The organism is Pseudomonas sp. W22_MBD1_FP4 (genome assembly GCF_052113765.1).
Classification (GTDB): Bacteria; Pseudomonadota; Gammaproteobacteria; order Pseudomonadales; family Pseudomonadaceae; genus Aquipseudomonas; species Aquipseudomonas sivasensis.
This window is the reverse complement of record NZ_JBGQOI010000001.1, coordinates 522,200-546,968: the sequence shown is the minus strand read 5'-3', so window position 1 is coordinate 546,968 and position 24,769 is coordinate 522,200. Positions and strand designations below refer to the sequence as shown.

Annotated in this window: 18 protein-coding genes and 1 tRNA gene; 11 read left to right on the top strand and 8 right to left on the bottom strand. The window is 60.5% G+C overall.

What is annotated here, in order from left to right; translation table 11 throughout:
- Window positions 1-68 precede the first annotated feature (68 nt).
- Window positions 69-3,431, bottom strand: a complete 3,363-nt coding sequence (locus ACEN2T_RS02570) for a membrane-targeted effector domain-containing toxin (RefSeq protein WP_442116248.1) — start codon at window positions 3,429-3,431, stop codon at window positions 69-71.
- A 537-nt stretch (window positions 3,432-3,968) separates the two neighbouring features.
- Here ACEN2T_RS02570 and ACEN2T_RS02565 point away from each other — a divergent pair.
- Complete coding sequence (locus tag ACEN2T_RS02565; protein ID WP_032885243.1) at window positions 3,969-4,157, top strand: hypothetical protein; 189 nt, start codon at window positions 3,969-3,971, stop codon at window positions 4,155-4,157.
- 30 nt (window positions 4,158-4,187) lie between these two features.
- Here ACEN2T_RS02565 and ACEN2T_RS02560 read toward each other — a convergent pair whose 3' ends face one another.
- Window positions 4,188-4,568: a hypothetical protein gene (locus ACEN2T_RS02560; RefSeq protein ID WP_032885241.1), complete on the bottom strand. Its 381-nt coding sequence runs from the start codon at window positions 4,566-4,568 to the stop codon at window positions 4,188-4,190.
- A gap of 237 nt (window positions 4,569-4,805) precedes the next feature.
- Here ACEN2T_RS02560 and pvdQ point away from each other — a divergent pair, with 237 nt between their 5' ends.
- The 3 genes from pvdQ to ACEN2T_RS02545 all read left to right on the top strand — a co-directional run bounded on the left by pvdQ (window position 4,806) and on the right by ACEN2T_RS02545 (window position 7,696).
- Complete coding sequence (gene pvdQ, locus ACEN2T_RS02555; protein WP_442116247.1) at window positions 4,806-7,094, top strand: bifunctional acylase PvdQ; 2,289 nt, start codon at window positions 4,806-4,808, stop codon at window positions 7,092-7,094.
- Window positions 7,095-7,306: 212 nt separating this feature from the next.
- Window positions 7,307-7,380 (top strand) — tRNA-Cys (locus tag ACEN2T_RS02550).
- A gap of 109 nt (window positions 7,381-7,489) precedes the next feature.
- On the top strand, window positions 7,490-7,696 hold the full coding sequence (locus tag ACEN2T_RS02545; protein WP_442116246.1) for a hypothetical protein: 207 nt from the start codon (window positions 7,490-7,492) through the stop codon (window positions 7,694-7,696).
- Between the two features lie 2 nt (window positions 7,697-7,698).
- Here ACEN2T_RS02545 and ACEN2T_RS02540 read toward each other — a convergent pair whose 3' ends face one another.
- Window positions 7,699-7,944 carry a hypothetical protein gene (locus ACEN2T_RS02540; protein ID WP_032885235.1) on the bottom strand — a complete coding sequence of 82 codons (246 nt, stop codon included), beginning with the start codon at window positions 7,942-7,944 and terminating at the stop codon, window positions 7,699-7,701.
- On the bottom strand, window positions 7,945-8,481 hold the full coding sequence (locus ACEN2T_RS02535; RefSeq protein ID WP_442116245.1) for a GNAT family N-acetyltransferase: 537 nt from the start codon (window positions 8,479-8,481) through the stop codon (window positions 7,945-7,947).
- Window positions 8,482-8,634: 153 nt separating this feature from the next.
- Here ACEN2T_RS02535 and ACEN2T_RS02530 point away from each other — a divergent pair, with 153 nt between their 5' ends.
- The 4 genes from ACEN2T_RS02530 to treS all read left to right on the top strand — a co-directional run bounded on the left by ACEN2T_RS02530 (window position 8,635) and on the right by treS (window position 13,202).
- Window positions 8,635-8,799, top strand: a complete 165-nt coding sequence (locus ACEN2T_RS02530; RefSeq protein WP_163033204.1) for a hypothetical protein — start codon at window positions 8,635-8,637, stop codon at window positions 8,797-8,799.
- Window positions 8,800-9,056: 257 nt separating this feature from the next.
- Window positions 9,057-9,665 carry a LysE family translocator gene (locus tag ACEN2T_RS02525; protein WP_032885232.1) on the top strand — a complete coding sequence of 203 codons (609 nt, stop codon included), beginning with the start codon at window positions 9,057-9,059 and terminating at the stop codon, window positions 9,663-9,665.
- A gap of 342 nt (window positions 9,666-10,007) precedes the next feature.
- Entirely contained in the window at window positions 10,008-10,988 is a 981-nt protein-coding gene (locus ACEN2T_RS02520) for a GlxA family transcriptional regulator (RefSeq protein ID WP_442116282.1), read from the top strand.
- 150 nt (window positions 10,989-11,138) lie between these two features.
- Complete coding sequence (gene treS / locus ACEN2T_RS02515) at window positions 11,139-13,202, top strand: maltose alpha-D-glucosyltransferase (RefSeq protein ID WP_442116244.1); 2,064 nt, start codon at window positions 11,139-11,141, stop codon at window positions 13,200-13,202.
- A gap of 158 nt (window positions 13,203-13,360) precedes the next feature.
- Here treS and ACEN2T_RS02510 read toward each other — a convergent pair whose 3' ends face one another.
- Both ACEN2T_RS02510 and baeS read right to left on the bottom strand, forming a co-directional pair.
- On the bottom strand, window positions 13,361-14,056 hold the full coding sequence (locus ACEN2T_RS02510) for a response regulator (protein ID WP_122753445.1): 696 nt from the start codon (window positions 14,054-14,056) through the stop codon (window positions 13,361-13,363).
- A gap of 3 nt (window positions 14,057-14,059) precedes the next feature.
- On the bottom strand, window positions 14,060-15,445 hold the full coding sequence (gene baeS, locus ACEN2T_RS02505) for a sensor histidine kinase efflux regulator BaeS (protein WP_339481476.1): 1,386 nt from the start codon (window positions 15,443-15,445) through the stop codon (window positions 14,060-14,062).
- 147 nt (window positions 15,446-15,592) lie between these two features.
- Between baeS and ACEN2T_RS02500 the strand changes: the two genes are divergently transcribed.
- Genes ACEN2T_RS02500 through ACEN2T_RS02490 form a run of 3 tightly spaced genes read left to right on the top strand, consistent with a single transcriptional unit; the run spans window position 15,593 to window position 21,260 of the window.
- Window positions 15,593-16,762 (top strand): efflux RND transporter periplasmic adaptor subunit, encoded by a 1,170-nt coding sequence (locus tag ACEN2T_RS02500; RefSeq protein ID WP_442116243.1) that lies wholly within the window; start codon window positions 15,593-15,595, stop codon window positions 16,760-16,762.
- 2 nt (window positions 16,763-16,764) lie between these two features.
- The gene (locus ACEN2T_RS02495; RefSeq protein ID WP_442116242.1) at window positions 16,765-19,878 is read left to right on the top strand and encodes an efflux RND transporter permease subunit; all 3,114 of its coding nucleotides are present in this window, start codon (window positions 16,765-16,767) and stop codon (window positions 19,876-19,878) included.
- Entirely contained in the window at window positions 19,875-21,260 is a 1,386-nt protein-coding gene (locus ACEN2T_RS02490; RefSeq protein ID WP_442116241.1) for an efflux transporter outer membrane subunit, read from the top strand. The genes ACEN2T_RS02495 and ACEN2T_RS02490 overlap by 4 nt, the downstream gene beginning before the upstream one ends.
- A 7-nt stretch (window positions 21,261-21,267) precedes the next feature.
- Here ACEN2T_RS02490 and ACEN2T_RS02485 read toward each other — a convergent pair whose 3' ends face one another.
- Together ACEN2T_RS02485 and ACEN2T_RS02480 are read right to left on the bottom strand one after the other, a co-directional pair.
- On the bottom strand, window positions 21,268-22,461 hold the full coding sequence (locus tag ACEN2T_RS02485) for a dipeptidase (RefSeq protein WP_442116240.1): 1,194 nt from the start codon (window positions 22,459-22,461) through the stop codon (window positions 21,268-21,270).
- Window positions 22,462-22,463: 2 nt separating this feature from the next.
- Entirely contained in the window at window positions 22,464-24,752 is a 2,289-nt protein-coding gene (locus tag ACEN2T_RS02480) for a TonB-dependent receptor (RefSeq protein WP_442116239.1), read from the bottom strand.
- Window positions 24,753-24,769 lie beyond the last annotated feature (17 nt).

The following is a 24,769-nucleotide window of genomic DNA, read 5'->3' as shown; positions in this document are numbered from 1 at the left end:
GCACGGGGTTGCAGCGCTAGGGGTCGGCCATGCGCTGTGACCGCTAGTGTGCCGGGTGGGATTTGGGTTTACGGCTTGATGTAAATCTGGAGATCGCCGGGGATACCGCCGCTGCCGACCGGTTTGGTGGGATCCTGTGGATGGCCCAGGACTCTGGTTCCGAAATGGTTCGTGGCGCTGGGCCTGTCAAACACACCAATGCCGATGCTGCCGGTCAACTCAGCGAGGCCGGGCACACCTTCGGAGGTGTTCATATGTGAATGCCCAACCAATGCAGCCCACTTATCAGCACCTGAGGTGGCCTGGATGGTTTCAGCGGCGTAATAGTTGAACTCTTCAAGCCGCGTGATCGACGCGGAGCCAGTAGTGGTCGGCTTCTTTAAGCCGCGTAGGTCTTTGTGGCGGGTGAGGTAGTAGTGATCAAGAGGCAAGACCTCTATGCCGTTATCCTCCAGCTTTTTGCGTAACTCTTGGAATGTCGGGCCGCTTCGAAGCTGCTTGCTTTGACCAAGGGTGCCAATTCCGTCGTCGACAAGCCCTTGGGGCATATCTATCAACCCTTCGAAGTAAACTCTTTTAACGCCCTCGTTCTTTAGTGTGGCGACGTTATCGAACAGCGCCCGGAAGCTTGCCATCTGCTTGTGGGATTCTCCAAATACCACGCCTTGCGAGGCTTTCAACGCTGTTTCGATCAGGTCAGGGACAGGGACGTTGCCGGCGATGTGCGGGATGGTCGGTCGCGTCGGGAGGCCCGCCTGCTGGATGGCGTCAAAATAGTCCTTCATTTCATCTTTGAACTTTTGAATGGTCACCATCTTGGTGTCGGGTTTGAAATGATCCGGTTCCAGTTTCCCGCGCATACTTTCTGCGTAGTCGCCGACGGGCAACGGCTTTCTGACTCGCACTGGGCGCGCGATGGAGGCCATAGGGTTGTATCGATGACGCTGCTGTGCAGGGGACGGGGAGTGGGTATGGGGGGAGCCGGGCGCCAAGGTGTCGAGCGGGTTGAAGTTTGCCAAAGGCGTGCCGTAGGGCTTCATCGCCGCGGGGTCGTAGGCATACCGTTGGCCGTTGGATAGGATGGTGTCGGCCCGGAAGGTCTGGTCGGCGATCTTGAAGGTGCCGTGAGTAATGGGCCCATGCTCGTTGGCGATGACCCTTGCCATATTAAAGGCCCCACTGGTTTTCTTGATGGTGTCGATGCCTTTGCCGATCAGCTTGGCGCCTCCCTTCACCAGATCACCCAGCCCGCTCGCTGGGTTGAGCTCACCGATGAGCGTGGTTCCCAGAATTTTTGCCACCCGAACCGCCTTGGTTGTCGCGCTGAAGCCCTTGACCGCGACGTTCCCAATTTTCGCTGCTGCGCCTGCGCCGGCCGTGACGAATCCGAAAATATCCATCCCCAGATCGACAACACCGTCCAGGACGTTGCCGTTCTTGAAGTTGACGATGGCCGATCTCAAGGGAATCAGGTCGAGAAAGAAATCCGCCAGTTTCTCCTCGACGTCCATCTGTTGATCGTAGGTGGTGGTTCCCCTGGCCTGCTTGACCACGTCCTTGTTATCAATATCCAGGTGTTCGATAAACGCATCGGCAATGGATTGCGTTCGGTTGCTTGAAAAGCTGTCGGGAACTGGCAGTGGATTCCCCGCAGTGTTGTTTGGCTGCCAAACGGTGTCATCGGCGTTGGTTGGGAGGAACTGCTCTATTGGATAGACGAGGTTCGACTCGCGATCACGCTCTTTGGTCAATACGGTGCCTGGGACCGTGGTGATGGAACCCTGCTTAAGGTCGATCGCGTAAACCGTTTCGCCGCTGCCCCCGGTGGCTTTAACCAGCAGTTGTTCGTTTTTCTCTACAAGGGTTCTGCCAGTGAACCCCATACCCAACTGGTACGTATTGTTTTGATAGAACTCCAGCTTCCCATATTCCAGGTTTTGCCTGTCTGCCAGTGGTAGCTGAGCGATCAAGTGTTTGACCGTCGTACCAATGCCTTGTTTGCGTGAGTTGATCGCTTGGGAAAGTTGAGAGTTAAAGACGGCGTTTACATCGAATGCCAGGGACTTACCTTCCAGTGCATCAAGGATGCGCGGGTCTTTGGTTTCCCACGAAAACTGATCCAGCCCGCTCATGGCGATATCCAAGAGCGAATGGTGGCCTGCTGGCGCTCGATTGGGGTCGTAGAGCGGTTGCGCGTAGGGTTGGCTGGTGTCCTTGACCGTTAGCAGCTTCTCTTCAAACGGGACATCCTCGCCAAAACGTTCTTTTAGTTTGGCCAACGCGATGTCTTTACGGCTGGGCATGTCGGTTTGGATCTGGCTGGTGGCTTCTAGCCGTAAATTCGCTTGTTGATTGAAAGCGGTTTTGACCTTGTCGATGTCGGCACCGTTGTACCGATCGGCTTCGGCCTGGCTGATAACGCCGTTTACGACGCCCCAGACCCGCAGGGCCGCACTCTGCGCTTTTTGGGTGATGGACAGGTCTTGCAGGCTGGCGCCTTCAGCGGCCGACATGACCTGGGCAAAGGTCATGTTCGGCACCTTTCCCGGTGTTTGCGCTTCTATCGTCGCGGCGGCGATCGACAGGTTGAGCCACGCGGTGCTGCCATACGTCACGCTGGCAGGCAGGTCCTTGATCAGTAATTCGGGGGCTTTCCTTGCCAGAAGCACGTACGCGCCAACGCTGGCCATTGCGGCGGATGTTTTGCGTTTTTTTATCAGGTGTTGGCTCAGGCTGGTCACCACGGCCGAGGCGGGTTTGCCCCAGTGTGCGTCCTGTGCGAGGTTGAAACTGGCGATTGCGCTGGGGTGGGCGTGGTCAATCGATTCTGGATCCAGCGCCAGGTTGATAGCGGTCAGCGTGTATTCGTTGACGCTGGTGTCAGTTGCAACGCCGTTCAATTTGGTCTGAATGGCTTGCCCCAGCGCCTGTGCCCGTGGGGTGGTCAGGATAGCGACCAAGGCTTTCGCCGGATCGGTGGCGGCTTCGCCGGAAGGTGGCTGGTTGCTGTTCAGGTATTCCAAAACGCCAAGGCTTACGCCTATCTGCGCTGGGTTCGGATGCTGCGCCACGTAGTGCCTCAGCGTACCAAGTAGCGCCTCTTCGTTGCGCATGCTCATTGGTATCGGCCAGGACAGCCCACCGCCTAAATTGCCCAGTGGATGCTTTAACGCCCGGTTGGAGACGGCGTCTGCCAAGGCAATCAGGCCGAAATGGTTATTGGGGAGCATCAGGTTGTTGGACGTGATGTAGGCGTCGAGCGTGACGGCCTCGTCTGCTTCTATCGGGTAGGACGAACCCGGTTGAATATCCATCGGCGTCGCCTTCAACGCGGCGAGGATCGCTTGCGGTGTGGCATTCACACCTAAGCGTGTTGCCGTTTCGCTGAGTTTTTGTCCTAGGCTCCTGAGGTTCTGGTTGTCCGCCATCATCTGTTTCAAGCCAGTGCTGGCACGTGAGAGGCGGGGGGAGGACGCAGCGGTTTGGAGGTTTGCTGAAGGATTGCTGGCGTGTAAACCAGGCGATTGATTATTGATAGGCGGGGGCGGTAGGTGAGGCTGAGATGGGGTTTGAGTGGGTGTGTGAACATTCAACATGGGGTGGGCACCTTTTCAGACAAGCTGTAATAAGCGTCTTTCATGAGGAGGTTCCCTTTTCCTCAGACGTCCCCGATTGGGTGTAGAAAACACCCTGCGAGGTTCCTTGCGGAAATACTGAGGTCTGTAAAATTAAGTGTTGGCAACGGCGTGAAAAGTCTTTTATGAAACCGGTAAATCAGCCCTGTGTCTCGATGTGATGGCTCAGATTGCCGTAAGGCGTTTGCAGGTCAATCCGGCGCAGGGCGAGCCAAAGCTTTTCATCGCCTGTAATATGAGCGCCTGTCGGCCCGGCCTATGCCTGCCCCAGGGCCGGTGTTGGCAGGGAAGGCTTCAAACAATGGATACACTCTTCAAGTTCAGGAACTTGTCATGACCCAAAAGCAACGTTTGAAATATTCACTTCTGATTGCCCTGGCTGTATTGGGGACGATGTTTGGCCTGTCCTACTTGCAGAACACCGGGGTCATCAGTGAGAAAACGTTCCAGACCATCGCCATTGCCGTCGCGGTGATCGTGGTGGTGATCAACGGCGTCATGCGTCGCAAGGTCAAGCTCTGAGCGTGAAGGCATGGGCATGAAGCTCTGACTTCAGGCGCGTCCTTCGAGCACCTTGGCAGCCTCTTCGTGGAGGCTGTAACTCTTATCGGCATTGAGGGTGATCACGCCCTCGCTGCACAGACGCTTGAGCACTTCGCGCACGCTGAGAAACGACAGCGGGATGCCAAGGTTCAGCAAGTGGCTGTGCACGCCGCGCACCCCGAGGGTGCGCTGGCTGTCGGCAGCCGTGAGCAGCGCGTCGATGACCTTCAGCCGAATCAGGCTGGTGCGCAAACCGAAACACTTAAGTAAGTGGCGAATACGCTGGTTGCCATGCTGTTCGGGCGCTTTGCCGAACACTTGCGTGCCGCCGCCAAAGTTGGCATCGGCAACCGATGAATGTCCGTCCGTGGGCACTTGCGGGTTGTACATGCAAAAAACTCCTTATCAGAGCCTGATCAGGAAAATGATGGCGCTCTTACTAATAAGACGAACGAGCGAGCGAAATCATGAAGTGTTGGATGTAGAAATTTCGTCAGTGTCGGTTTTGTCACAACCAGCGTCCTTCAGATAAAGCGGCCGCGTCGCTAAATTTCTCCCGGTTTTGTGCGTTCTTACGGTGGGGTAACTGCCCCCGGTGAGGGTGTTCAATTTGACTGTGGAGTCTGCGTGATTATTTCCAACGGGTTGTCCAGGATGGGTGTGGCAGGGCTATTGCTGGGGTTGAGCCTGGCCGCATCGGCGCGCGAGCAGGTGGCGCAGGCGTCGGCAGATATCCGCCGTACCAGTTATGGGGTGCCGCATATTCGTGCCAACGATGAGCGTGGCCTGGGGTTCGGCATTGGTTATGCCTATGCCCAGGACAACCTGTGCCTGCTGGCCAATGAGGTGGTCACGGTAAATGGCGAGCGGGCAAAGTTTTTCGGCCCCGATCAGTCAACCCTGGAAGAGCGCAACAATCTGGCCAGTGATGTGTTTTTTTCCTGGCTGAATACGCCAGAGACGGTGGCGGCCTTTTGGACAGCCCAGAGCCCCGAGATAAAAGACCGTATCGAAGGTTACGTCGCTGGCTACAACCGTTACTTGAAAGAGCAGGGTGCTCCCGCGCAGTGTCAGGCGGCCTGGGTACGCCCGTTGGTCGCTGAAGACGTGGTGAAATTGACCCGCAGGCTGCTGGTGGAAGGCGGTGTCGGCCAATTCGCCGAAGCGCTGGTTGGCGCGGCGCCGCCTCAAGCCACTGCCAGCGTGCAGCCCAGCGCCAGGGCATTTGAATTGGCTGCGGCCAACCAGCAGCGTTTCACCCTTGATCGTGGCAGCAACGCGGTGGCTGTGGGCCGTGAGCGCTCGTTCAATGGGCGTGGGATGTTGCTGGCCAACCCGCACTTTCCGTGGGTGGGTGGCATGCGCTTTTATGAGATGCACCTGACCATTCCAGGCCAATTGGACGTGATGGGCGCCGCGTTGCCGGGCTTGCCAGTGGTCAACATTGGCTTTAACCAGCATGTGGCATGGACCCATACGGTCGACACGTCCAAGCATTTCACCTTGTACCGCCTCACCCTGGATCCGAAGGACTCGACGCGCTACATGCTCGATGGCAAGTCCGTCCCCCTGGAAAAAACCTCGGTAACGGTGCAGGTCAAGCAAGCGGACGGCAGTGTTAAACCCGTGGTTCATCCGGTCTATAGCTCTCAGTTCGGCCCCGTCGTGCAATGGCCTGGCAAACTGGACTGGGACAGCCATTACGCGTTCAGCCTGCGCGACGCCAACCTCGGCAACGATCGCGTCCTGCAACAGTGGTACGCGATGAACCGCGCCGGCAGCCTCAACGAGCTGCAAACTTCGGTGCACACCCTGCAAGGCATCCCATGGGTCAACACCCTGGCCGCCGACGATCAGGGTCAGAGCCTGTACATGAACCTCTCGGTGGTGCCCAACGTCAGCGCGGCCAAGCTTGCCCAGTGCAGCGATCCACGTGCCGGCCTGCAAATGATCATGCTCGACGGCGCCCACAGCGCCTGCGCCTGGGACGTCGACCCACGCTCAGCCCAGCCCGGCATCTTTCCGGCTGATCAACTGCCGCAACTGCAGCGCACTGACTATGTGCAGCACTCCAACGATTCGGCCTGGATGGTCAACCCCAAGGCGCCGCTGGCAGGTTTCTCACCGGTGATCAGCCAGGACAACATCGGCCTGGGCCCGCGAGCGCGGTTTGCCCTGCAGCGCCTGCAATCCCTGGATAAGCAACCGATCAGCGTTGCCGACTTGCAAAACATGGTGATGGACAACGAGGTGTACCTGGCCGGCCAGGTCATGCCGGATTTGCTGGCGTTCTGCGCCAAACAACTCGGCACCGATGCGGCTGCACTGAAGCCGCTGTGCACCAGCCTTAAAGACTGGGACCGGCACGCCAACCTCGACAGCGGCCTGGGTCTGGTGCACTTCATCAACCTGGTGGAACAGCTGGAGCAAATCCCTGATGCCTGGCGCGTTGCCTTCGACCCGGTCCAACCGCTGACCACACCGCGCGGCCTGGCCATCGACCGTGCACCGGTCGCCAAGGCCCTGCGCGAAGCCATGCTGGCCTCTGCCGCAGACGTCGCCAAGCTCGGCCTCAAGCCCGGCAGTAAATGGGGCGATGTCCAAGTCTCCGGCCAAACCCCGATCCACGGCGGCCCGCAGGAACTGGGGATCTACAACGCCATGCAAACCGTGCCCCGTGCCGATGGCAAGCGCGAAGTAGTCAGCGGCAGCAGCTACCTGCAAATCGTCACCTTCGACGACCAAGGCCCACACGCCCAGGGCGTACTGGCGTTCTCCCTGTCCAGCAACCCCGCATCGAAATACGCCAAGGACCAGACCCGCGCGTTCTCCGAGAAAAAACTGCGCTCACTGCCGTTCACCGACGCCCAGATCAAGGCCGACCCGCAATACCAGTCGCAGCGCATCAAGGAGTAGGGCAGGCACGCAACCCCTTGATGCCAATGCGAAATATTTTTGAAATCAAGGGGTTGCAGGCATTGGCAAATGAGTACATAATGGCGCCCATCGAACGCAACGAAGCATTAAAAATTTCAATGTATTCAATGAGTTAGAGTAGAGGCATGGCTTTGTAGCCCACTCAAGTTTTTATGCGGTGAATGTTAGCAACCAGGGCATTGATCGTTTGAGGCCGAGTAGCAAAATGGTTATGCAGTGGATTGCAAATCCACCTACGCCGGTTCGATTCCGACCTCGGCCTCCACTCTTGAAAACCCCGTAGATTAACGTCTACGGGGTTTTTTATTGTCTGGTGAAAAGTTGGAGTCGTTCACTCGGTTAGAATCATTCTTTGCCCAGTCAGGAGTCTTCTTATGAAATGGATCAGATACTTCAACAGCGCCGCTGAGCGATACGGCAGCAGATTTTCAAACCTGCAAATCCGCCTCTTGGCTGCACTCCTGCTGGTCGTTCACTGTTTGATGCTTTGGGCTATTCCCAGCTACACCTCGACGTTTCTCGGCGCGTTTGCAGTCACGCTTGGCGCGCTGACGGTGTTCCGGCCAGACCCGCCGCGTTGAATTCACGACCGGTTGATGCGCAGCCCCTTAACCTCATCCGCATACGCCGCTAGTTTTGCCTGTTGATTTGCCAACAGTGCGCACATTCTCATCAATGCTGCCGCCTCATCCGGCGTTCTACCTTTGGACGCCAGGGTGGTCAACTCCATGACTGACCATCCAATAACAGCCGCGGCATCTTCAAGGTCGTAGAACAATTCCTGCTGGGCGGTTCTGGGCCCGTCGAGGCCCTGTATCAAGTCTTCCATTTATTTCTCCGTTTGGTGCCGATTCAGCTCAAGGCCCATGACTACCATCCCGACTTCCGCCAAATCCGTATCGAAGGGGATTTCACCGATCTGCCGGAACCCAAACGCTTCGTAAAACCGTCGGGCGTTTGAATTGCTCTTGAGCACATCCAGCCACAGTAAGTGCTCTCCACGCTGCACTGCCTGATCGCAGATAAACTGCAAAAGTTGCTTGCCGTAGCCAAGTCCGGCCGCGGTTTTGAGGAAATAGATCTTTTGCAGCTCTGCGCCCAGCTCACCGGTTATTGGCGTTGGTGTTGACCAGTTGACCTTGGAAAACCCAATGGGTGTGCCCCGTTCATCTGAGGCGATAAGCCATGACTGACGCTTGGGCAGGTCGAGTGATCGGCTCAACGCGTCGCGTGAGAAATCCTTATCCAGGAAATCCCGCATGCCATCAGGGGACCACAAGGTCGAGAAATGCTGTTGATAGGTCTCGCAGCCCAATGCTCGTAGGCTATCGAGATCGGCTTCAGTCGCTGCACGAATATTGATCATCTAAATCGCCCCGGTTAACTCAAACCCACTGCTCATACGTGTATCCACTACAACACAAACCCTACCAAGACGTTACACGAAAGCCGTGACGGACTTCATTTACAGCGGTCTTACTTTACGTACACCAAACCTTGTAAAGCAGAGAGCGTTGTCATGAAGTTGAATTACCTTACCAAGGCGGCTGTTGTTGTCGCGCTGTTGTCTACCTTGTCGGGCTGCTGGATGTTTATGCCTCCGGGCGGTGGTGGTGGCGGCGGCCATGGCGGTGGTGGTCATGGTCAAGGCGGCGGCCCTGGCGGCGGTGGTGGTCAGCGTTAACCGTTAGTCAACGAGAGCAGGTCATGAACAATGACCTGCCTTTTTTTTGCCTGGAATAAATCGCGGACAAAGAAAAGCCCGCGATGGGGAGTGCGGGCTAAAAGGGATGTTCATTAGGAGCTGGGTCTACCCTATTCGGTCGTCTGTGAAAGGTTTGTGAAAAGTGTACGCCTCAATCCGCGCATGGCTGTATGGGGCAGTGGAGGCAATAACCCACTACTGTCGCTGGCATACAACCCCTGTTTGGATGCTGCCTCATGTTCATGTCCACCAGCCTGCTCTCAGCCTTTGTGCTGTTCGCTTTCGTGTCCTCGATCACCCCTGGGCCCAATAACACCATGTTGCTCGCCTCGGGGGTTAACTTCGGGTTTCGCCGCTCGATGCCCCATGCGCTGGGGATCAGTATCGGCTTCATGCTGCTGGTGATTTCGGTCGGCCTGGGATTGGGCGAAGTGTTCAAGGTGTTTCCTTGGGCCTACACCGTATTGCGCTATGTCGGCGCCGCGTACCTATTGTACCTGGCGTGGAAGATTGCGACGGCAGGCGGCATGTCCGACAGCAATGACGAACACGGCAAGCCCATGACATTCCTCGGCGCCGCTGCGTTTCAGTGGGTGAACCCCAAGGCGTGGATCATGGCGCTGGGAGCCATCACCACGTACACGCCGGCCGAGGGTTATGTCACCAATGTGCTGGTGATTGCGTTGGTGTTTGCGGTAGTGAACCTGCCCAGCGTGTGCGTGTGGGTGGGCTGTGGTAGCGGCCTGCGCAATGTGTTGCGTGAGCCGCGTTGGCTGAGGCTGTTCAACTGGTCCATGGCCGCGTTGCTGGTGCTGTCGCTGTACCCGATGTTGTTTGCCAGTTAAGCGCTAGACCGGTGAGATCGTCGCCAGCAGGCCGATGCCGATGGTCAGCACTAAAAAACCGAACAGGAAAATCGCCATCTTGGTCATAAGGCCTCCGAAGGGAAGGGAATAAGGATTGGGGATATTGTCCGCCTTGAGCGCATTTCAATACAGGCGCAGATAACAAAGAAAAAACCGTATCAGATGGGCCTTGTACTGTTCTGCCACGGGCTTCCGGGGGCTGTGCTTTTTACAAGATCAGCGCCTGAGACAGCCAACGCATTTCCCCCTAAGATGGCGCCCACGGCATCAACAATAACAGTGGGCCAACCCTCGATGGAAAGACGTCAATTCAGCGGCGGCATGAAAGGCAAGAACCTGCGCTACCTCGATGAAACCCCGCAACCGGCATCGGTCACCCGTGTCGGCTTCCTGTTGCTCGAACACTTCTCCCTGCCGGCATTCACTCAGACCCTCGACACCTTCGTCACCGCCAACCTGCTGCGTCCCGATCTGTTCGCTTCGCGCACGTTTGGTTGGGGCGACGGCGAAGTGATCAGCGACCTGGGCCTGGTCATCCGCCCCGATGCGTGCCTTGATGCTGCTGCGCTGCATGATTTGGACTTGCTGGTGATCTGCGGCGGTTTTCGCACTGAACTCAAGGCCGGCGAGGATTTCATCCAACTGCTGCGCAGCGCCTGCGAGCGCGGCGTGCACCTCGCGGGGTTGTGGAACGGCGCTTGGTTTCTTGGCCGCGCAGGGCTGTTGCAGGGCTACCGTTGCGCCATCCACCCCGAACACCGCCCGGCGCTGGCGGAAGTGTCCAAAGCCACCGACGTCACCAGTGAACCCTACGTGATCGACCGCGACCGCCTGACCGCCTCCAGCCCTTCAGGCGCGTTCCATATGGCCCTGGACTGGATCAAGAGCCTGCACGGCAAGGCTTTGGTCGAAGGTATCGAAGACATCCTGGCGTTCGAGGAGTCCCGCTACCGGCGTATCAAACCCACTGAAAATGTCAGCGTCAGCGCGCCGTTGCGTGAAGTGGTAAAGCTGATGGACGCCAACCTTGAAGAGCCTTTGGAACTGGACCAGCTCGCCGTCTACGCGGGTCGTTCCCGCCGCCAGCTTGAGCGGTTGTTCAAGGAACAGCTGGGCACCACGCCGCAGCGCTACTACATGGAATTGCGAGTGACGGAAGCGCGTCGGTTGTTGCAACACACCGAGTTGTCACAAGTGGAAGTGCTGGTGGCGTGCGGATTTGTGTCGCCGAGCCATTTCAGCAAGTGCTACAGCTCGTATTTCGGCTATCGCCCCTCGAAGGAGAAGCGGTTGGTCAAATAGCCGACGCCGATCCGTTGTGGGAGCGGTCGCTCTGTTCAGAATCGATCCTGTCGCTCCACGGCGTAATGACGGCCATTGCAATGCAACGAATGGGCTCCGTACCCCTCATATGTCTACGAGTAACGTTTCACGACGACAGGTACCGAGCTTATGACCGCTGCTGAAAACAACCATGTGAACTGGCTGGTAGAACAATCGATGCTGCATGCGGCCCGCCAGCGCGCCAAGCTCTATTCGGGGCAAGGCCGGTTGTGGCAGCAGCCCTTTGCACAGACACGGCCGCGGGACGCCACGGCGCTCTCGTCAGTGTGGTTCACCGCCTATCCGGCCTCGATCGTGACCCGCGAGGGCGGTACGGTGCTGGAGGCGCTGGGGGATGAAACCCTATGGCATACCTTGTCGAAGATCGGCATCCAAGGCATTCATAACGGCCCGCTGAAAAAGTCCGGTGGCCTGAGCGGCACACGGCACACGCCGACCATCGACGGCAACTTCGACCGCATCAGCTTCGAGATCGACCCGCAGTTGGGCACTGAGGCGCAGTTGCAGGCGTTGACGCGCATGGCGGCGGCGCACAACGCGGTGATCATTGACGATGTGATCCCGTCCCACACCGGCAAGGGCGCGGATTTCCGCCTGGCCGAAATGGCGTACGAGGATTACCCCGGCCTCTACCACATGGTGGAAATTCGTGAGGAAGACTGGCCGTTGCTGCCCGACGTGGCCGAGGGCCGCGATGCGCATAACCTCAGCCCGCTGCAAGTGGACGCCCTGCGCGACAAGCACTACATCGTCGGCCAGTTGCAGCGGGTGATCTTCTTTGAGCCTGGCGTGAAGGAAACCGACTGGAGCACCACGCCCGTGGTCATCGGCGTGGATGGCAAGCCGCGTCGCTGGGTGTACCTGCATTACTTCAAGGAAGGTCAGCCGTCACTCAACTGGCTGGACCCGACCTTCGCCGCGCAGCAGATGATCATCGGCGACGCCCTGCACGCCATCGACGTGATGGGTGCCAAGATCCTGCGCCTGGACGCCAACGGCTTCCTTGGTGTGGAACGAAAGCTCGATGGCACGGCCTGGTCGGAGAGCCATCCCCTGTCGATCACCGGCAACCAACTGCTCGGCGGGGCGATTCGCAAGGCGGGAGGGTTCAGTTTTCAGGAACTGAACCTCACCGTCGATGATATCGCCTCCATGTCCCACGGCGGCGCCGACCTGTCCTATGACTTCATCACCCGTCCCGCGTACCAGCATGCACTGCTGATGGGCGATGCCGAGTTCCTGCGCCTGATGCTGCGTGAAATGCACCGTCAAGGCATCGACCCTGGCTCGCTGATCCATGCCTTGCAGAATCACGACGAGTTGACCCTTGAACTGGTGCATTTCTGGACCCTGCACGCCAACGACAGCTTCCTTTACCAAGGCCAGACCTTCCCGGGCAATATCCTGCGCGAGCACATTCGCGAACAGATGTACGAACGCCTGACGGGCGAGCATGCGCCGTACAACCTTAAGTTCGTCACCAATGGCGTGTCCTGCACCACGGCGAGCATCATCACGGCGGCGCTGGGCATTCGTGACCTGGACGCGATTACGCCTGCGGATATCGAACAGATCCGCCAGATCCATTTACTGCTGGTGATGTACAACGCCATGCAGCCAGGGGTGTTTGCCCTGTCCGGCTGGGATTTGGTCGGGGCGCTGCCGTTGGCGGCCGACGACGTTGAGCACTTGATGCAGGACGGCGACACCCGCTGGATTCATCGCGGCGCCTACGACCTGGTAGACCTGAACCCGGACGCCGAACTGTCTGCCGGCCAGATGCCGCGCTCGAAAAGCCTGTACGGCAGCCTGAACAGCCAGTTGTTGGACCCCGAATCATTTGCCTCGCAGCTGCAAAAAATCTTAGCCGTACGCCGCGCCTACGACATCGCCGCCAGCCGTCAGATCCTGGTGCCAGACGTGGAAAACCCGGCGCTGCTGATCATGGTTCACGACTTGCCGGCCGGTAAGGGCACGCAAATCACCGCGCTGAACTTCGGCGCGACGCCGATCACCGAAACCCTCAACCTGCCGGGTATCGCGGCGGGGATGGTGGTGGACATCATCAACGAACGGGTTGAAGGGGACCTGACGGCGGAGGGTGAGTTCACCATTACCCTGGATGCGTACGAGGGCCTGGCGTTGCGGGTTATCAGCAGCACGCCGATGTAACCCCAATCCTCCAAGCACCAAATGTGGGAGGGGGCTTGCCCCCGACCCCCGACCCCCGATAGCAGTGGGTCAGTTAATAAATCAGTGACTGACACACCGCTATCGGGGGCAAGTCGAATCGTCGCACCGCCCCTCCCACATTTGAACCCGCAGTGTTTTCAGGCATGTGGCCGCTTTTCAGCCAACTGAAACCGATACCCCACCCCATACAACGACTCTATCGGCGTTTCCCCAGGGCACACCTGTTCCAGCTTTCGCCGCAGGTTGCGGATATGGCTGTCCACCGTGCGGTCGGTCACCACGCGGTGGTCGGAATAGATGTGATCCAACAATTGGTCGCGGGAAAATACGCGGCCGGCGGCGCGGGCGAAGGTGTTGAGCAGGCGCAATTCAAGGGGCGTGAGGTCCAGCGTGATGCCGTCCAGCGAGGCCTGGTAGCGAGCCTCGTCGATCAGCAGGCGTGGCGCGCTGGTGTCCAGTAACTGCGGGCTGCGGCGCAGGATGGCCTTGACCCGGGCCACCACTTCACGGGGGCTGAAGGGCTTGCAGATGTAATCGTCGGCGCCCAGTTCCAGGCCGAGCAGGCGGTCCACTTCTTCGACGCGGGCGGTGATCATGATGATCGGGACCGCGCTGAAACCACGCAGGTCCTGGCACAGCTGCATGCCGTCACGGCCGGGCAGCATCAGGTCGAGCAGGACCAATCTGGGTTCGTGGGCGCGCACGGCGGGCACCACGTGCAGGCCATTGTCCAGGCACAGGGTGGTGTAGCCGGCTGCCTCGAGGTAGTCCCGCATCAGGGCGGCGAGCTTGGGTTCGTCTTCGACGATCAGGATCGGCTGTTCATCGCTCATGGTTCACAGGCTCCGGGGCAGGCGCAGGATCAGCCACAGGCCGCCATAGGGCGAGTGGTCGGCAACCAGGCTGCCATCGTGGGCGTTGGCGATGCTGCGGCAGATTGCCAGGCCCAGGCCAGCGCCGCCATGCTCGCGGTTGCGCGATGACTCGCCGCGATAGAACCGCTCGAACAAGCGCGGCAACTGGTCTGCGGACACGCCCGGCCCGGAGTCGAGAAAGTCGATACGCACCGTGTCGCGGTCGACACCGACACTGATGCGCAACGTGCCGTTGACGTCGGTGTAGCGCACGGCATTTTCCAGCAGGTTGGAAAACAATTGCTGCAAGCGACTGGCATCCGCCAGCAACTCCACGGGCTGGCGCGGCAACTCCAGGTCGATCTGCAACTGGCGGGCGGTGAAGCGGTCCCGGTACATCGCCAGGCTGTTTTCGAGCAGGTCGTTCAGCAGGCATGGGGCCTTGCGGTAGGTCAGGGCACCTACGTCCGCCAGTGACAGTTCATAGAGGTCATCCACCAGCTTGCTGAGCATGCTGACTTCGCCTTGCAGCGACTTCATTGAGCTTTGGTCAAGGCTGCGCACACCGTCCTCGATCGCCTCCAGTTCGCCACGCAGTACCGACAGCGGGGTGCGCAGTTCATGGGAGACATCGGCCATAAATTCTCGGCGCATTTTCTCGTTGCGCTCCAGGGTGTAGGCCAATTGGTTGAAGTCGCGGGACAGTTGGCCGACTTCGTCGTCGGAAGCCACGGCCACGCGACTGCTGTAGTCGCCGCTGGCCAGACGGTGGGTGGCGGCGGCCACGCGCTTGACCGGCTCCAGCAGTGTGCGGGCGATCCACCAGGCTATCAGCATCGCCAGCAGCAACGAGAACACGCCCATCACCAGGCTGGTGCGCAGTTGGTACTGCTGGAAGCGTTCGCCGCCGGCTTCGGTCACGCTCTGGAATGGCGTGACGGCCAGCCAGCCGACGGTTTCACTGTTCACCACCACGGGCTGTACCAGCGCATCTTCGCCAATGGCTGGGTAACCGGTGACGCGTTTCTTGTCTTTATCGAGGAGGGCGATGCGAAACAGTGCACCGGTCAAGTCCGAGGCCAGCGGGGGGCGCAAATCATCCGTCGCACGCGCGGCATCCGGGTCGGGCCGCATGACGTCAAACCAGCGATCCGGCCGATTGCGCAGAAAGTCCCAATTGCCCTCACGTTGGTAAGCCGTGGCCAGGCGCGGCACCACCTGGGCCATGCGCTCCATTGCCTGCTCATTGATAAAGCCCAGGAACCCGCGACCAAAACTCCAACTGGTGGCCAGGCCCATGCTCAGGATGACCAGCAACACACCGGCCAGCACCGCGACAAACAACTTGGTGGAGATACTCAACTTCATGAATGGGGGCCGTAACAAAAGGGACGCGTCCATTTAGGCCCCCACGGACGAAAGATTCAACCCAGGTCGGCAATCTTCAATTTTCCTGCACATTTGCCTTGCAGCATGAGGGTAAGGCTTGCACTACCCCGTCTTGCAGAGGCAACTATGTCGACCAAATTCTTCGCCAAATACCTGGTAACCGCCGCGGTTCTCCTGTCCCTCATCATTATGGTGCTGCTCGGCGGCTGCTCGGCTGGCGACCCCGCGCCCGAAGTCGCTGCCCCCAAAGTCTCGGTGATAACCGTGGAACCCAAGAGCCAGGTGCGAACCACTGAACTGGCCGGGCGTACCCAGGCCTTTATGGTCGCCGAGATTCGCCCGCAGGTCGGCGGGATCGTGCAACAGCGCCTGTTTGTCGAAGGCGCCGAGGTGAAAGCCGGGCAGGCGCTGTACCAACTGGATGCGGCACCGTACAAGGCGGCGCTGGCTGAGGCCCAGGCGAGCCTGGCCAAGGCGCGCGCCACGTTGAAGTCGGCACAGACCACCGCTGCGCGTAACGCCCAGCTGGTGAAGATCGACGCCATCAGCCAGCAAACCAACGAAGACTCACAGGCCACCCTGCTGACCGCCGCCGCTGACGTGCAGGTGGCCCAGGCCGACCTCGACACCGCCCGCATCAACCTGGCCTATACCCGCATCACGTCGCCGGTCGCGGGGCGCATCGAAACGTCTACCGTGACACCCGGTGCGCTGGTGGTGGCCAACCAGGACACCGCACTCACGACCGTGCAGCAACTCGACCCGATCTATGTGGATGTGACCCAGTCCACCACCGAATTGCTGGCCCTCAAGCGCGACCTGGCTAGTGGCGTGTTGCAGGCCAACGGTGACGGCGAGGCCCGCATCAGCCTCAAGCTGGATGACGGCAGCGCCTACAACCACGACGGCTGCCTCAAGTTCAGCGGGGTCAGTGTCAACCAGGGCACCGGCACCGTGACCTTGCGCGCGGTATTCGATAACCCGGAGCATTTGCTGATGCCCGGCATGTACGTGCGCGGCGTGTTGGAGCAGGCCCGCGATGACCAGGCGATCCTGATCCCGCAAAAAGCCGTGAGCCGCAGCGCCAGCGGCGTGACCTCGGTGTTGCTGGTGGTTGACGGCAAGGTCGAGCAACGCGTGCTCACCGTTGACCGCGCCGTGGGCAACCAGTGGTGGGTGACCGCCGGTTTGAAGGCCGGTGACCAGGTGATCGTCGAGGGTGGGCAAAAAGTCCGCATCGGCGCCGTGGTCCAGACCCAGGCCGCAGATGCCGGCGCCCTGGCGCAGGAGGGTTGAACATGGCGCGTTTCTTTATTGATCGACCGATTTTCGCCTGGGTCATCGCCATCGTCATCATGCTCGGCGGTGCGTTATCCATCAGCCAGTTGCCGCTGGAGCAGTACCCGGACATCGCGCCGCCCACCGTGCGTATTTCCGCCACCTACACCGGCGCGTCGGCCAAGACCGTCGAAGACTCGGTGACCCAGGTCATCGAGCAGCAAATGAAAGACCTGGACAATCTGACCTACATGTCCGCCTCCAGCAGTTCGGCGGGCAGCGCCAGTATCAGCCTGACCTTTGGCGCCGGCACCGACCCGGATGTGGCGCAGATGCAGGTGCAGAACAAGCTGCAACAGGCCGAGTCGCGCTTGCCGCAGTCGGTGCAGAGCGAAGGCCTGACCGTGACCAAGGGCGGTTCGGACTTTTTGATGATTGCCGCCCTGGCCTCGGATAATCCCAGCGTCACCGGGACCCAGATTGGTGACTACATCTCCAGCACCTTGCTCGATTCCATCAGCCGTATCGACGGCGTGGGCGACGTACAGACCCTCGGTTCTGGCTACGCCATGCGCATCTGGCTGGACCCGGCGCTACTGGAAAAATACGCGCTGATGCCCTCGGATGTGAGCTCTGCGCTGGAGGCGCAAAACACCGAAGTGTCAGCCGGCCAACTCGGCGCACTGCCGGCGGTGAAGGGGCAGCAACTCAATGCCACCATCAGCGCGCGCAGCAAACTGCAAACGGCCGAAGCGTTCCGCAACGTGGTGATCAAGTCCAGCAGCGACGGCGCGGTAGTGCTGCTCGGCGACGTGGCGACCGTGGAGTTGGGCAGCGAGAGCTATGACATCAACTCGGCCCTCAACGGCAAGCCGGCCGCCGCCATGGGCGTGCAACTGGCGGCGGGCGCCAATGCGCTGGACGTGGGCGAGGCAGTCAAGGCCAAGCTCAAGGAGCTGGCGCCGTTCTACCCCACTGAAATGCAATTGAAGAACGTGATCGCCTACGACACCACGCCCTTTGTGAGCCTGTCCATCGAGGAAGTGGTCAAGTCCCTGGGCGAGGCCATCGTGCTGGTGGTGCTGATCATGTTCCTGTTCCTGCAAAACCTGCGCGCTACGCTGATCCCGGCGATCACGGTGCCGGTGGTTCTGTTGGGCACGTTTGGCGTATTGGCGTTGTTCGGGTACTCGATCAATACCCTGACCATGTTTGCCATGGTCCTGGCCATTGGGTTGCTGGTCGACGATGCGATTGTGGTGGTGGAAAACGTCGAACGGGTGATGGCCGAGCAGGGCTTGTCGGCCCTGGCGGCCACGCGGCAATCGATGGATGAAATCACCAGCGCGCTGGTCGGCATCGCCCTGGTGTTGAGTGCGGTGTTTATTCCCATGGCGTTTTTTGGGGGCTCCACCGGGATTATCTATCGGCAGTTTTCGGTGACCATCGTCTCGGCCATGGTGCTTTCGGTGGTGGTCGCGATGACCCTCACGCCAGCACTGTGCGCCACGCTGCTCAAGCCAGGGCACGCCGTTCAACGGGGCTTTTTCGGCTGGTTCAATCGTTCCTTTGATCGTTGCTCCCGCGCGTATGAAGCGTTGGTTGGCGGTGTCCTGCAACGCTCACGCCGCAGCCTGGTGGTGTACGCGCTGATCGCCGCAGCCATGGCGGCGGGTTACGCCAGCTTGCCCACCTCGTTCCTGCCGGATGAGGATCAGGGCATTCTCATGGCGCAAATCCAGCTGCCGGTGGGGGCCACCGACAGCCGTACCCAGGCGGTGTTGCACCAGTTCGAGCAGTACATGCTCAAGCAGCCGGAAGTCGAGGCGATGATCAGCATCAGCGGGCTGGGCATGGGCGGCAACAGCCAGAACACCGCGCGCGCGTTTATTCGCTTGAAGGACTGGAGTGAGCGCTCAGACGATGCCGCCACGATTGCCCAACGCGCCACGTTGGCACTGGCAAGCATTGGCGATGCCGATGTGTTCGTGATGCAACCGCCCGCCGTGCGCGGCCTGGGCCAGAGTTCAGGGTTTGATTTGCAGCTCAAGGACCTCGCCGGTCTTGGCCACGATGCGTTGGTGGCGGCGCGCGAGCAGTTTATTGCGCTGGCCAGGCAAGACCCGCGCCTGCTGGGCGTACGCAGCAATGGCCTGGACGACGCACCGCAACTCAAAATCAGTATCGATGACCGCAAGGCGGGGGCCTTGAGTCTGAGCACCAGCGACATCAACAGCACCTTGTCCACGGCGTTGGGCGGCACGTATGTGAACGACTTCCTCAACCAGGGCCGCGTGAAGAAGGTCTACGTGCAGGGCGACGCCAGCACCCGCATGCAAGCGGCGGATCTGGATCACTGGTTCGTGCGCAACAGCAACGGTGAAATGGTGCCGTTTTCGTCATTTGCCAGCAGTGCCTGGAGCTATGGCTCGCCTTTGCTGGAACGCTACAACGGCACATCCTCCCTGGAAGTGGTCGGCGACCCGGCGCCCGGCGTGAGCTCCGGCGCTGCGATGGACGCGGTGGAAGCGATTGCTCGGCAACTGCCCGATGGCATCGGCTACGAGTGGACCGGCCAGTCCTACCAACTGCGTCTTTCCGGATCCCAGGCGCCGTTGCTGTATGCGGTGTCCATCCTGTTTGTATTCCTGTGCCTGGCCGCGCTGTACGAGAGCTGGTCGGTGCCGTTCTCGGTGATTCTGGTGGTGCCGCTGGGCATCGTCGGCGCGGTGTTGGCCACGCGATTGACCGGGTTGAGCAATGACGTGTACTTCCAGGTCGGCTTGCTGACCACCGTTGGGCTGGCGGCGAAAAACGCGATCCTGATCGTCGAGTTTGCCAAGCACCTGCAAGAGCAAGGCAACAGCCTGCGCGAGGCGACGCTGATCGCCGTGCGCCAGCGCTTGCGGCCGATCCTGATGACCTCCCTGGCCTTCATGTTCGGCGTGCTGCCCCTGGCCGTGAGCAGTGGCGCAGGTTCCGCCGGGCGTCGGGCCATCGGTACCGGTGTGCTGGGCGGCATGTTCAGCGCCACGGTGCTGGGGATCTTCTTTGTACCGCTGTTTTTTGTGTTGATCCGCCGCCGCTTTGGCCGTGTCAGCACGACGCCCACTGTCGAAAAAGGTGACGCATGATCCGCTTTCTCTGGCCGTTAGTGGCCGCCTTGGCCCTGAGCGGCTGCATCAACCTAGCGCCGCAGTATCAACAGCCTGAAGCCCCGGTGCCTGGCGAATGGCAAGCGGGCGTGCAGGGTGAGGTGCCGGCCGACATCCAGTGGCAGCAGTTCTTTACCGACCGCCGCTTGGCACAACTGCAAACCCTGGCGCTGGCCAATAACCGCGACCTGCGCCTGGCCAGCCTGAATATCGAGAAGGCCCAGGCGCAATACCGCATCCAGCGCGCCGCGGCGTTCCCGACCATCGACGCCAGCGTCAGCGGTACTCACAGCCGCACGCCGGGTTCGCTGTCCAGCAGCGGCACGGCCGTCACCAGCCACGACTACAGTGCCCAACTGGGGCTGAGCAACTATGAAGTCGACGTGTTCGGCCGCGTGCAGAACCTGCAGGACGAAGCGCTGGAAGACTACCTGGCGCTGACCGAAACCCGGCGCAGCACGCAAATCAGCCTGGTGGCCGAAGTGGCCACCGCCTGGCTGACCCTGGCCGCCGACAACGAGCACCTGCAACTGGCCGAGGAGACCCTGGCCAGCCAGCAGTCCACCTACGAACTGACCCAGCGCAGCCACACCTTGGGTGGTTCGACGGCGTTGGCCGTGGCCCAGGCGCAAACCACCGTCGAGTCAGCGCGGGTCGATGTGGCCGAGTATCAGAGCCAGATTCTCCAGGACCGCAACGCCTTGCGCCTGCTGGTTGGCAGCGACATTCCCGACGCCCTGCTGCCCGACACCCATCTGCAATCGGCGGCGGCGTTGGTGCAGGTGCCGGCCGAGCTGCCATCGAGCCTGTTGCAGCGACGCCCCGATGTACTCGCGGCGGAGCACAGCCTCAAGTCCGCGAATATCGACATTGGCGCGGCCCGTGCGGCGTTTTTCCCCAGCATCAGCCTCACCGCGAATGCGGGCTCCGCCAGTGCGTCACTGTCCAGCCTGTTCAAGGCCGGCAGCGGCGCCTGGACCTTCGCCCCTAGCATCAGCGTGCCAATCTTCGATGCCGGCAGTAACCGCGCGACCCTGGATGCGGCCAAGGTCGAGAAAGAGATCCAGGTGCAGACCTATCAGCAAACCCTGCAAACCGCATTCAAGGAAGTCGCCGATGCCCTGGCCGTGCGCAGCACCCTGGACCAACGCCTCACCGCCCAGCAAGCGCTGACCGATGCCAGCCAGAAGAGCTACGACCTGTCCGACGCGCTCTACCGCGCCGGCTCGCAAAGCTACCTCGAAGCCCTGGACTCCCAGCGATCGCTGTACAGCGCCCAGCAGGACCTGATCACCCTGCGCCTGGCGGAGCAGAGTAATCGGGTGAGTTTGTATAAGGTGATGGGGGGAGGGTGGCAGTAGGTTAAGGCTACAGGGCGGCGGATTGCGCCGCCTGCAACACCCGCAACAAATTCCCACTCCAGATATTCGCGATCTGCGCCTCGCTATACCCGGCATCCAACAACCGCTGGGTAATCACCGGCAACTGGCTGACATCTTCCAGCCCGGTCACGCCACCGCCGCCATCCCAGTCGGCGCCTATGCCGACGTGATCGGGGCCCGCCACTTCGAGCAAATGCAGCAGGTGCTTCATGAACACATCGAGGCTCGCCTTGGGTTGGGCGAAGCGTTGGTTGAGGGTGTCGCGTTCTTGGTAGAGCGTCTTGATCTGTTCTGGACTCAGGGCGGCAAGGTTGTGAAAGCGTGCACCGAGGGCGGCCATGGCTTTGTTGCGTTCCGGGTTGGGCGTGAGGGGGATCAGGTAGTCGCTGTAGGCGTTGACCTGGATGACACCGCCCTTGGCCGCCAGTTTGCGCACGCGGTTGTCGTCGAGGTTGCGCGGGTGCGGGTTGACCGCGCGGCTGCTTGAGTGGGAGGCGATCAGTGGGGCGCTGGACAACGCCAGCATCTGGTCGAACACCGCGTCGCTGGCGTGGGACACGTCCAGCAGGATGCCCAAGCGGTTGGCTCGCTGCACCAGGTCGCGGCCCTTGGGGCTCAGGCCTTTCCATTCCGGCAGGGCGGTGGCCGAGTCGGCCAGGTCGTTGTTCATGAAATGCACCAGGCCGAGCATGCGCAGGCCTTGGCGGTAGTAGGTGTTGAGCAAATCGGGATCGGAGCTCAGCGGGTCGGCGTTTTCCATGCTGATAAACACCACGCGCTTGCCTTGGGCGGCGATGTGTCGGGCGTCGTCGGCGGTGAGGGCCAGGGCAAAGCTGTCGGGGTTGCGGTCGATGACGTCGCGGATGCGCGTGAGGGTGGCCAGGCCATACGCGCTGGCGTAGGCGCGGCCTTCCTCGGTGCGTGGGCCCTGAGGGGTGTAGACCGCAAAAAAACCACCATCCAGGCCGCCTTCGCGCATGCGCGGCAGGTCGACCTGGCTGCCGTCCTGTTCGTAGTCGTGGCGCTCCAGGATGTTCCAACCGGGGCGGGTCAGGGTCAGCGGTGTGTCGAGGTGGCTGTCCAGCACCAGCAGGCGCTGGTGCAGGGCGAGGGTCGTGGGACTCACTTGCGCGTGGGCCAGAAACGGCAACAAGGCGAGGATCAGCAGGCGCTTGGTCATGTTCAAAACTCCATGCTCAAGGTGCTTTGGAAGGTGCGCGGCGAACCCGGTCGGAACACGGCGGGGCCGCTGGTGCTGGTGAGGATGTAGCCCAGGTAGTCCTTGTCGAACAGGTTGTCGACGTTAAAGCGCAACTTGACGTTTTTCAGCGGGCCGTAATGCACGCGCTCGCCGCCCAGGTCCAGGTAGGCGTTGTACAGGGTGTAACCGGGCACCGATTCACTGTTGGTGAAGTTGCTGTAGCGCTCGCCGATGTAGCGCGCCGAAAAGTTAAGCAACGCCCACGGTGCCAGCTCGTAAGTAACCCCGGCCTGTGCCAGCCAGCGGGGGCTGTCGGGCACGTCATTGTCACGGATCGACAGGCCGGCGGCATCGTTCTGGAAGGTGGATTTGTTGTAGGTCAGGTTGCCGTTGAGCACTACCTTGTCGGCCAGGATCGGTGGTTTCCATTGACCGCTCAGCTCCGTGCCGTAGGCCTGCACCTTGCCGACGTTCTGGTAGTAGGTTTCCACCTGGCTGCTGCCGGGCACCGCTGAGGCAAAGGCTTGCAGGCGGTTGTCGAAGTCGGTGCGGTACAGCGCCCAGGCGGCGTTGAAGGTCGGACGGTTGATGCGATAACCCACCTCGTAGTTCTTCGCCCGTTCGGCATCCGGCGGCGGTGCGCTGGGGCTGGCAGCGCGGAAAATGTCGTCGGCGCCACGGGGCAGGGCCATGTTTTCCGAGTAAGAGGCGAACACTTGGGTGTCGTCGGTGAGGTTGTAGACCAGCCCGGCCTGGGGCAGGAAGGCGTCGTTCCATTGGGTACTGAGGCGCGGTTGGCGATTGTTGATGTAGTCACCGGCGTTGCGATAGCCCTCGATGCGGTACTTAAGGTTCAAGCTCTTGAAGCCGAATTGCAGGCGCAGGCGATCATCGAGCAGGGTCCAGGTGTCCTTGAGGTGGTACTGCAACGAATTGCGCGTGGAGCTGAAATCCCCTTGCAGGTGCACCGGTTCATTGAACAGCGGCTCGCCAGCCGGGCTGCCATCGGTGAGGTTGTAGCGGCCTTGCTGGCGGTTGAACACATCGGTCTCGGCCCACAGCCCGGTGTCGACCTGGTGTTGACCCACTTCCCATTGCAGCCCGGTACGCCCCCCGAACCGGTGCCCGCTCAGGGACGACAGCCCGTATTGCACGCCTTTGGGGGCGAACAGACCGTCCACATTGCTTTCGGCATTGTGCAGCGCCAGGGAGGTGGCGTAGGCCTCGGGCGACACGCCAAAGCCCTTCTTGGCTTCGTAGTACAGGGTGGTGTAGTTGAGCAGGTCCGGGCGGATCTCGAACTGGCCGCCGAGGCTGTACAAGGTGTCGCGCCGCTGGTTCACCGCCTGTTTGTAGAACTGGTTGTAGCCGGTGTTGCTGTAGCGCACACCCGGCACGCTTTCGGGTAGATCGGGAAGGCTGTCCAGGTAGGCGAAGTAACGGCCCGAACGCCCGAAGGGGTCGTTGGCGCTGCCGTCGTACTGGGCGATGCTGACGTAGGGCGAGTCATAGTCGTAGAACGAGTTGTGCACCGCGCGCAGCCACACTTCATCGCGATCACCGAAGCGATAACGCACTTTGGCCTCCAAGTGTTCGCGATCGATGGTACCGGGGCCGCGCCACAGGTCGCCGTCGATTTTTGAACGGCTGAAATACGCTGACAGGCCTTGGTATTCGCCGCTTTGCAACTTGACGAAACTGCGCCGCAGACTGTCGCTGCCCAAGGTATAGGACAGGCTCACGCCAGGCTCCACCGTGGGGTTGCTGGTCTGGTAATCCACATACGGACCCAGTGACGCATAGCCCGATTGCGACACATCCCCGGCCCCGGTAGAGGCCGTGACCCGTTCGGTGTTTTCGTTGTCGACGTAGCGATAGATCGGGCTGCCGCCAAACTGGTCGGTACGGCCCAACGGCACGCCGTCGATGGAAAAACCGATCTGCTGCAAGTTGAACGCCCGCACGAACACCGAGTTGCCGAACTCATACAAGCCCAGCGCATCGTTGACCTGCACGTTGAAGCCCGGTAGCGCTTCGAGCATTTTCAGCCCCGAGGTGCCCGCCGGCGCCGACAGCAGCGCCTGGTGCGAGATGCTCAGGGTGTTGCTGATCTTATCTTCGCCGATGGCGGCGCTGGCTTCGGTGACGCGTGCGCCGACCACCTCGACCTTGCTCAGTTGCGGTTCGGTGGAGCTGGCGGTTTGCGCGGCCCACGTGGAGTCGGCCAGCAGCAGGCTGGCGAGCAGGGTTTTACGGTACTGAGCAATCATTGTTCGTCCTTGGTTGG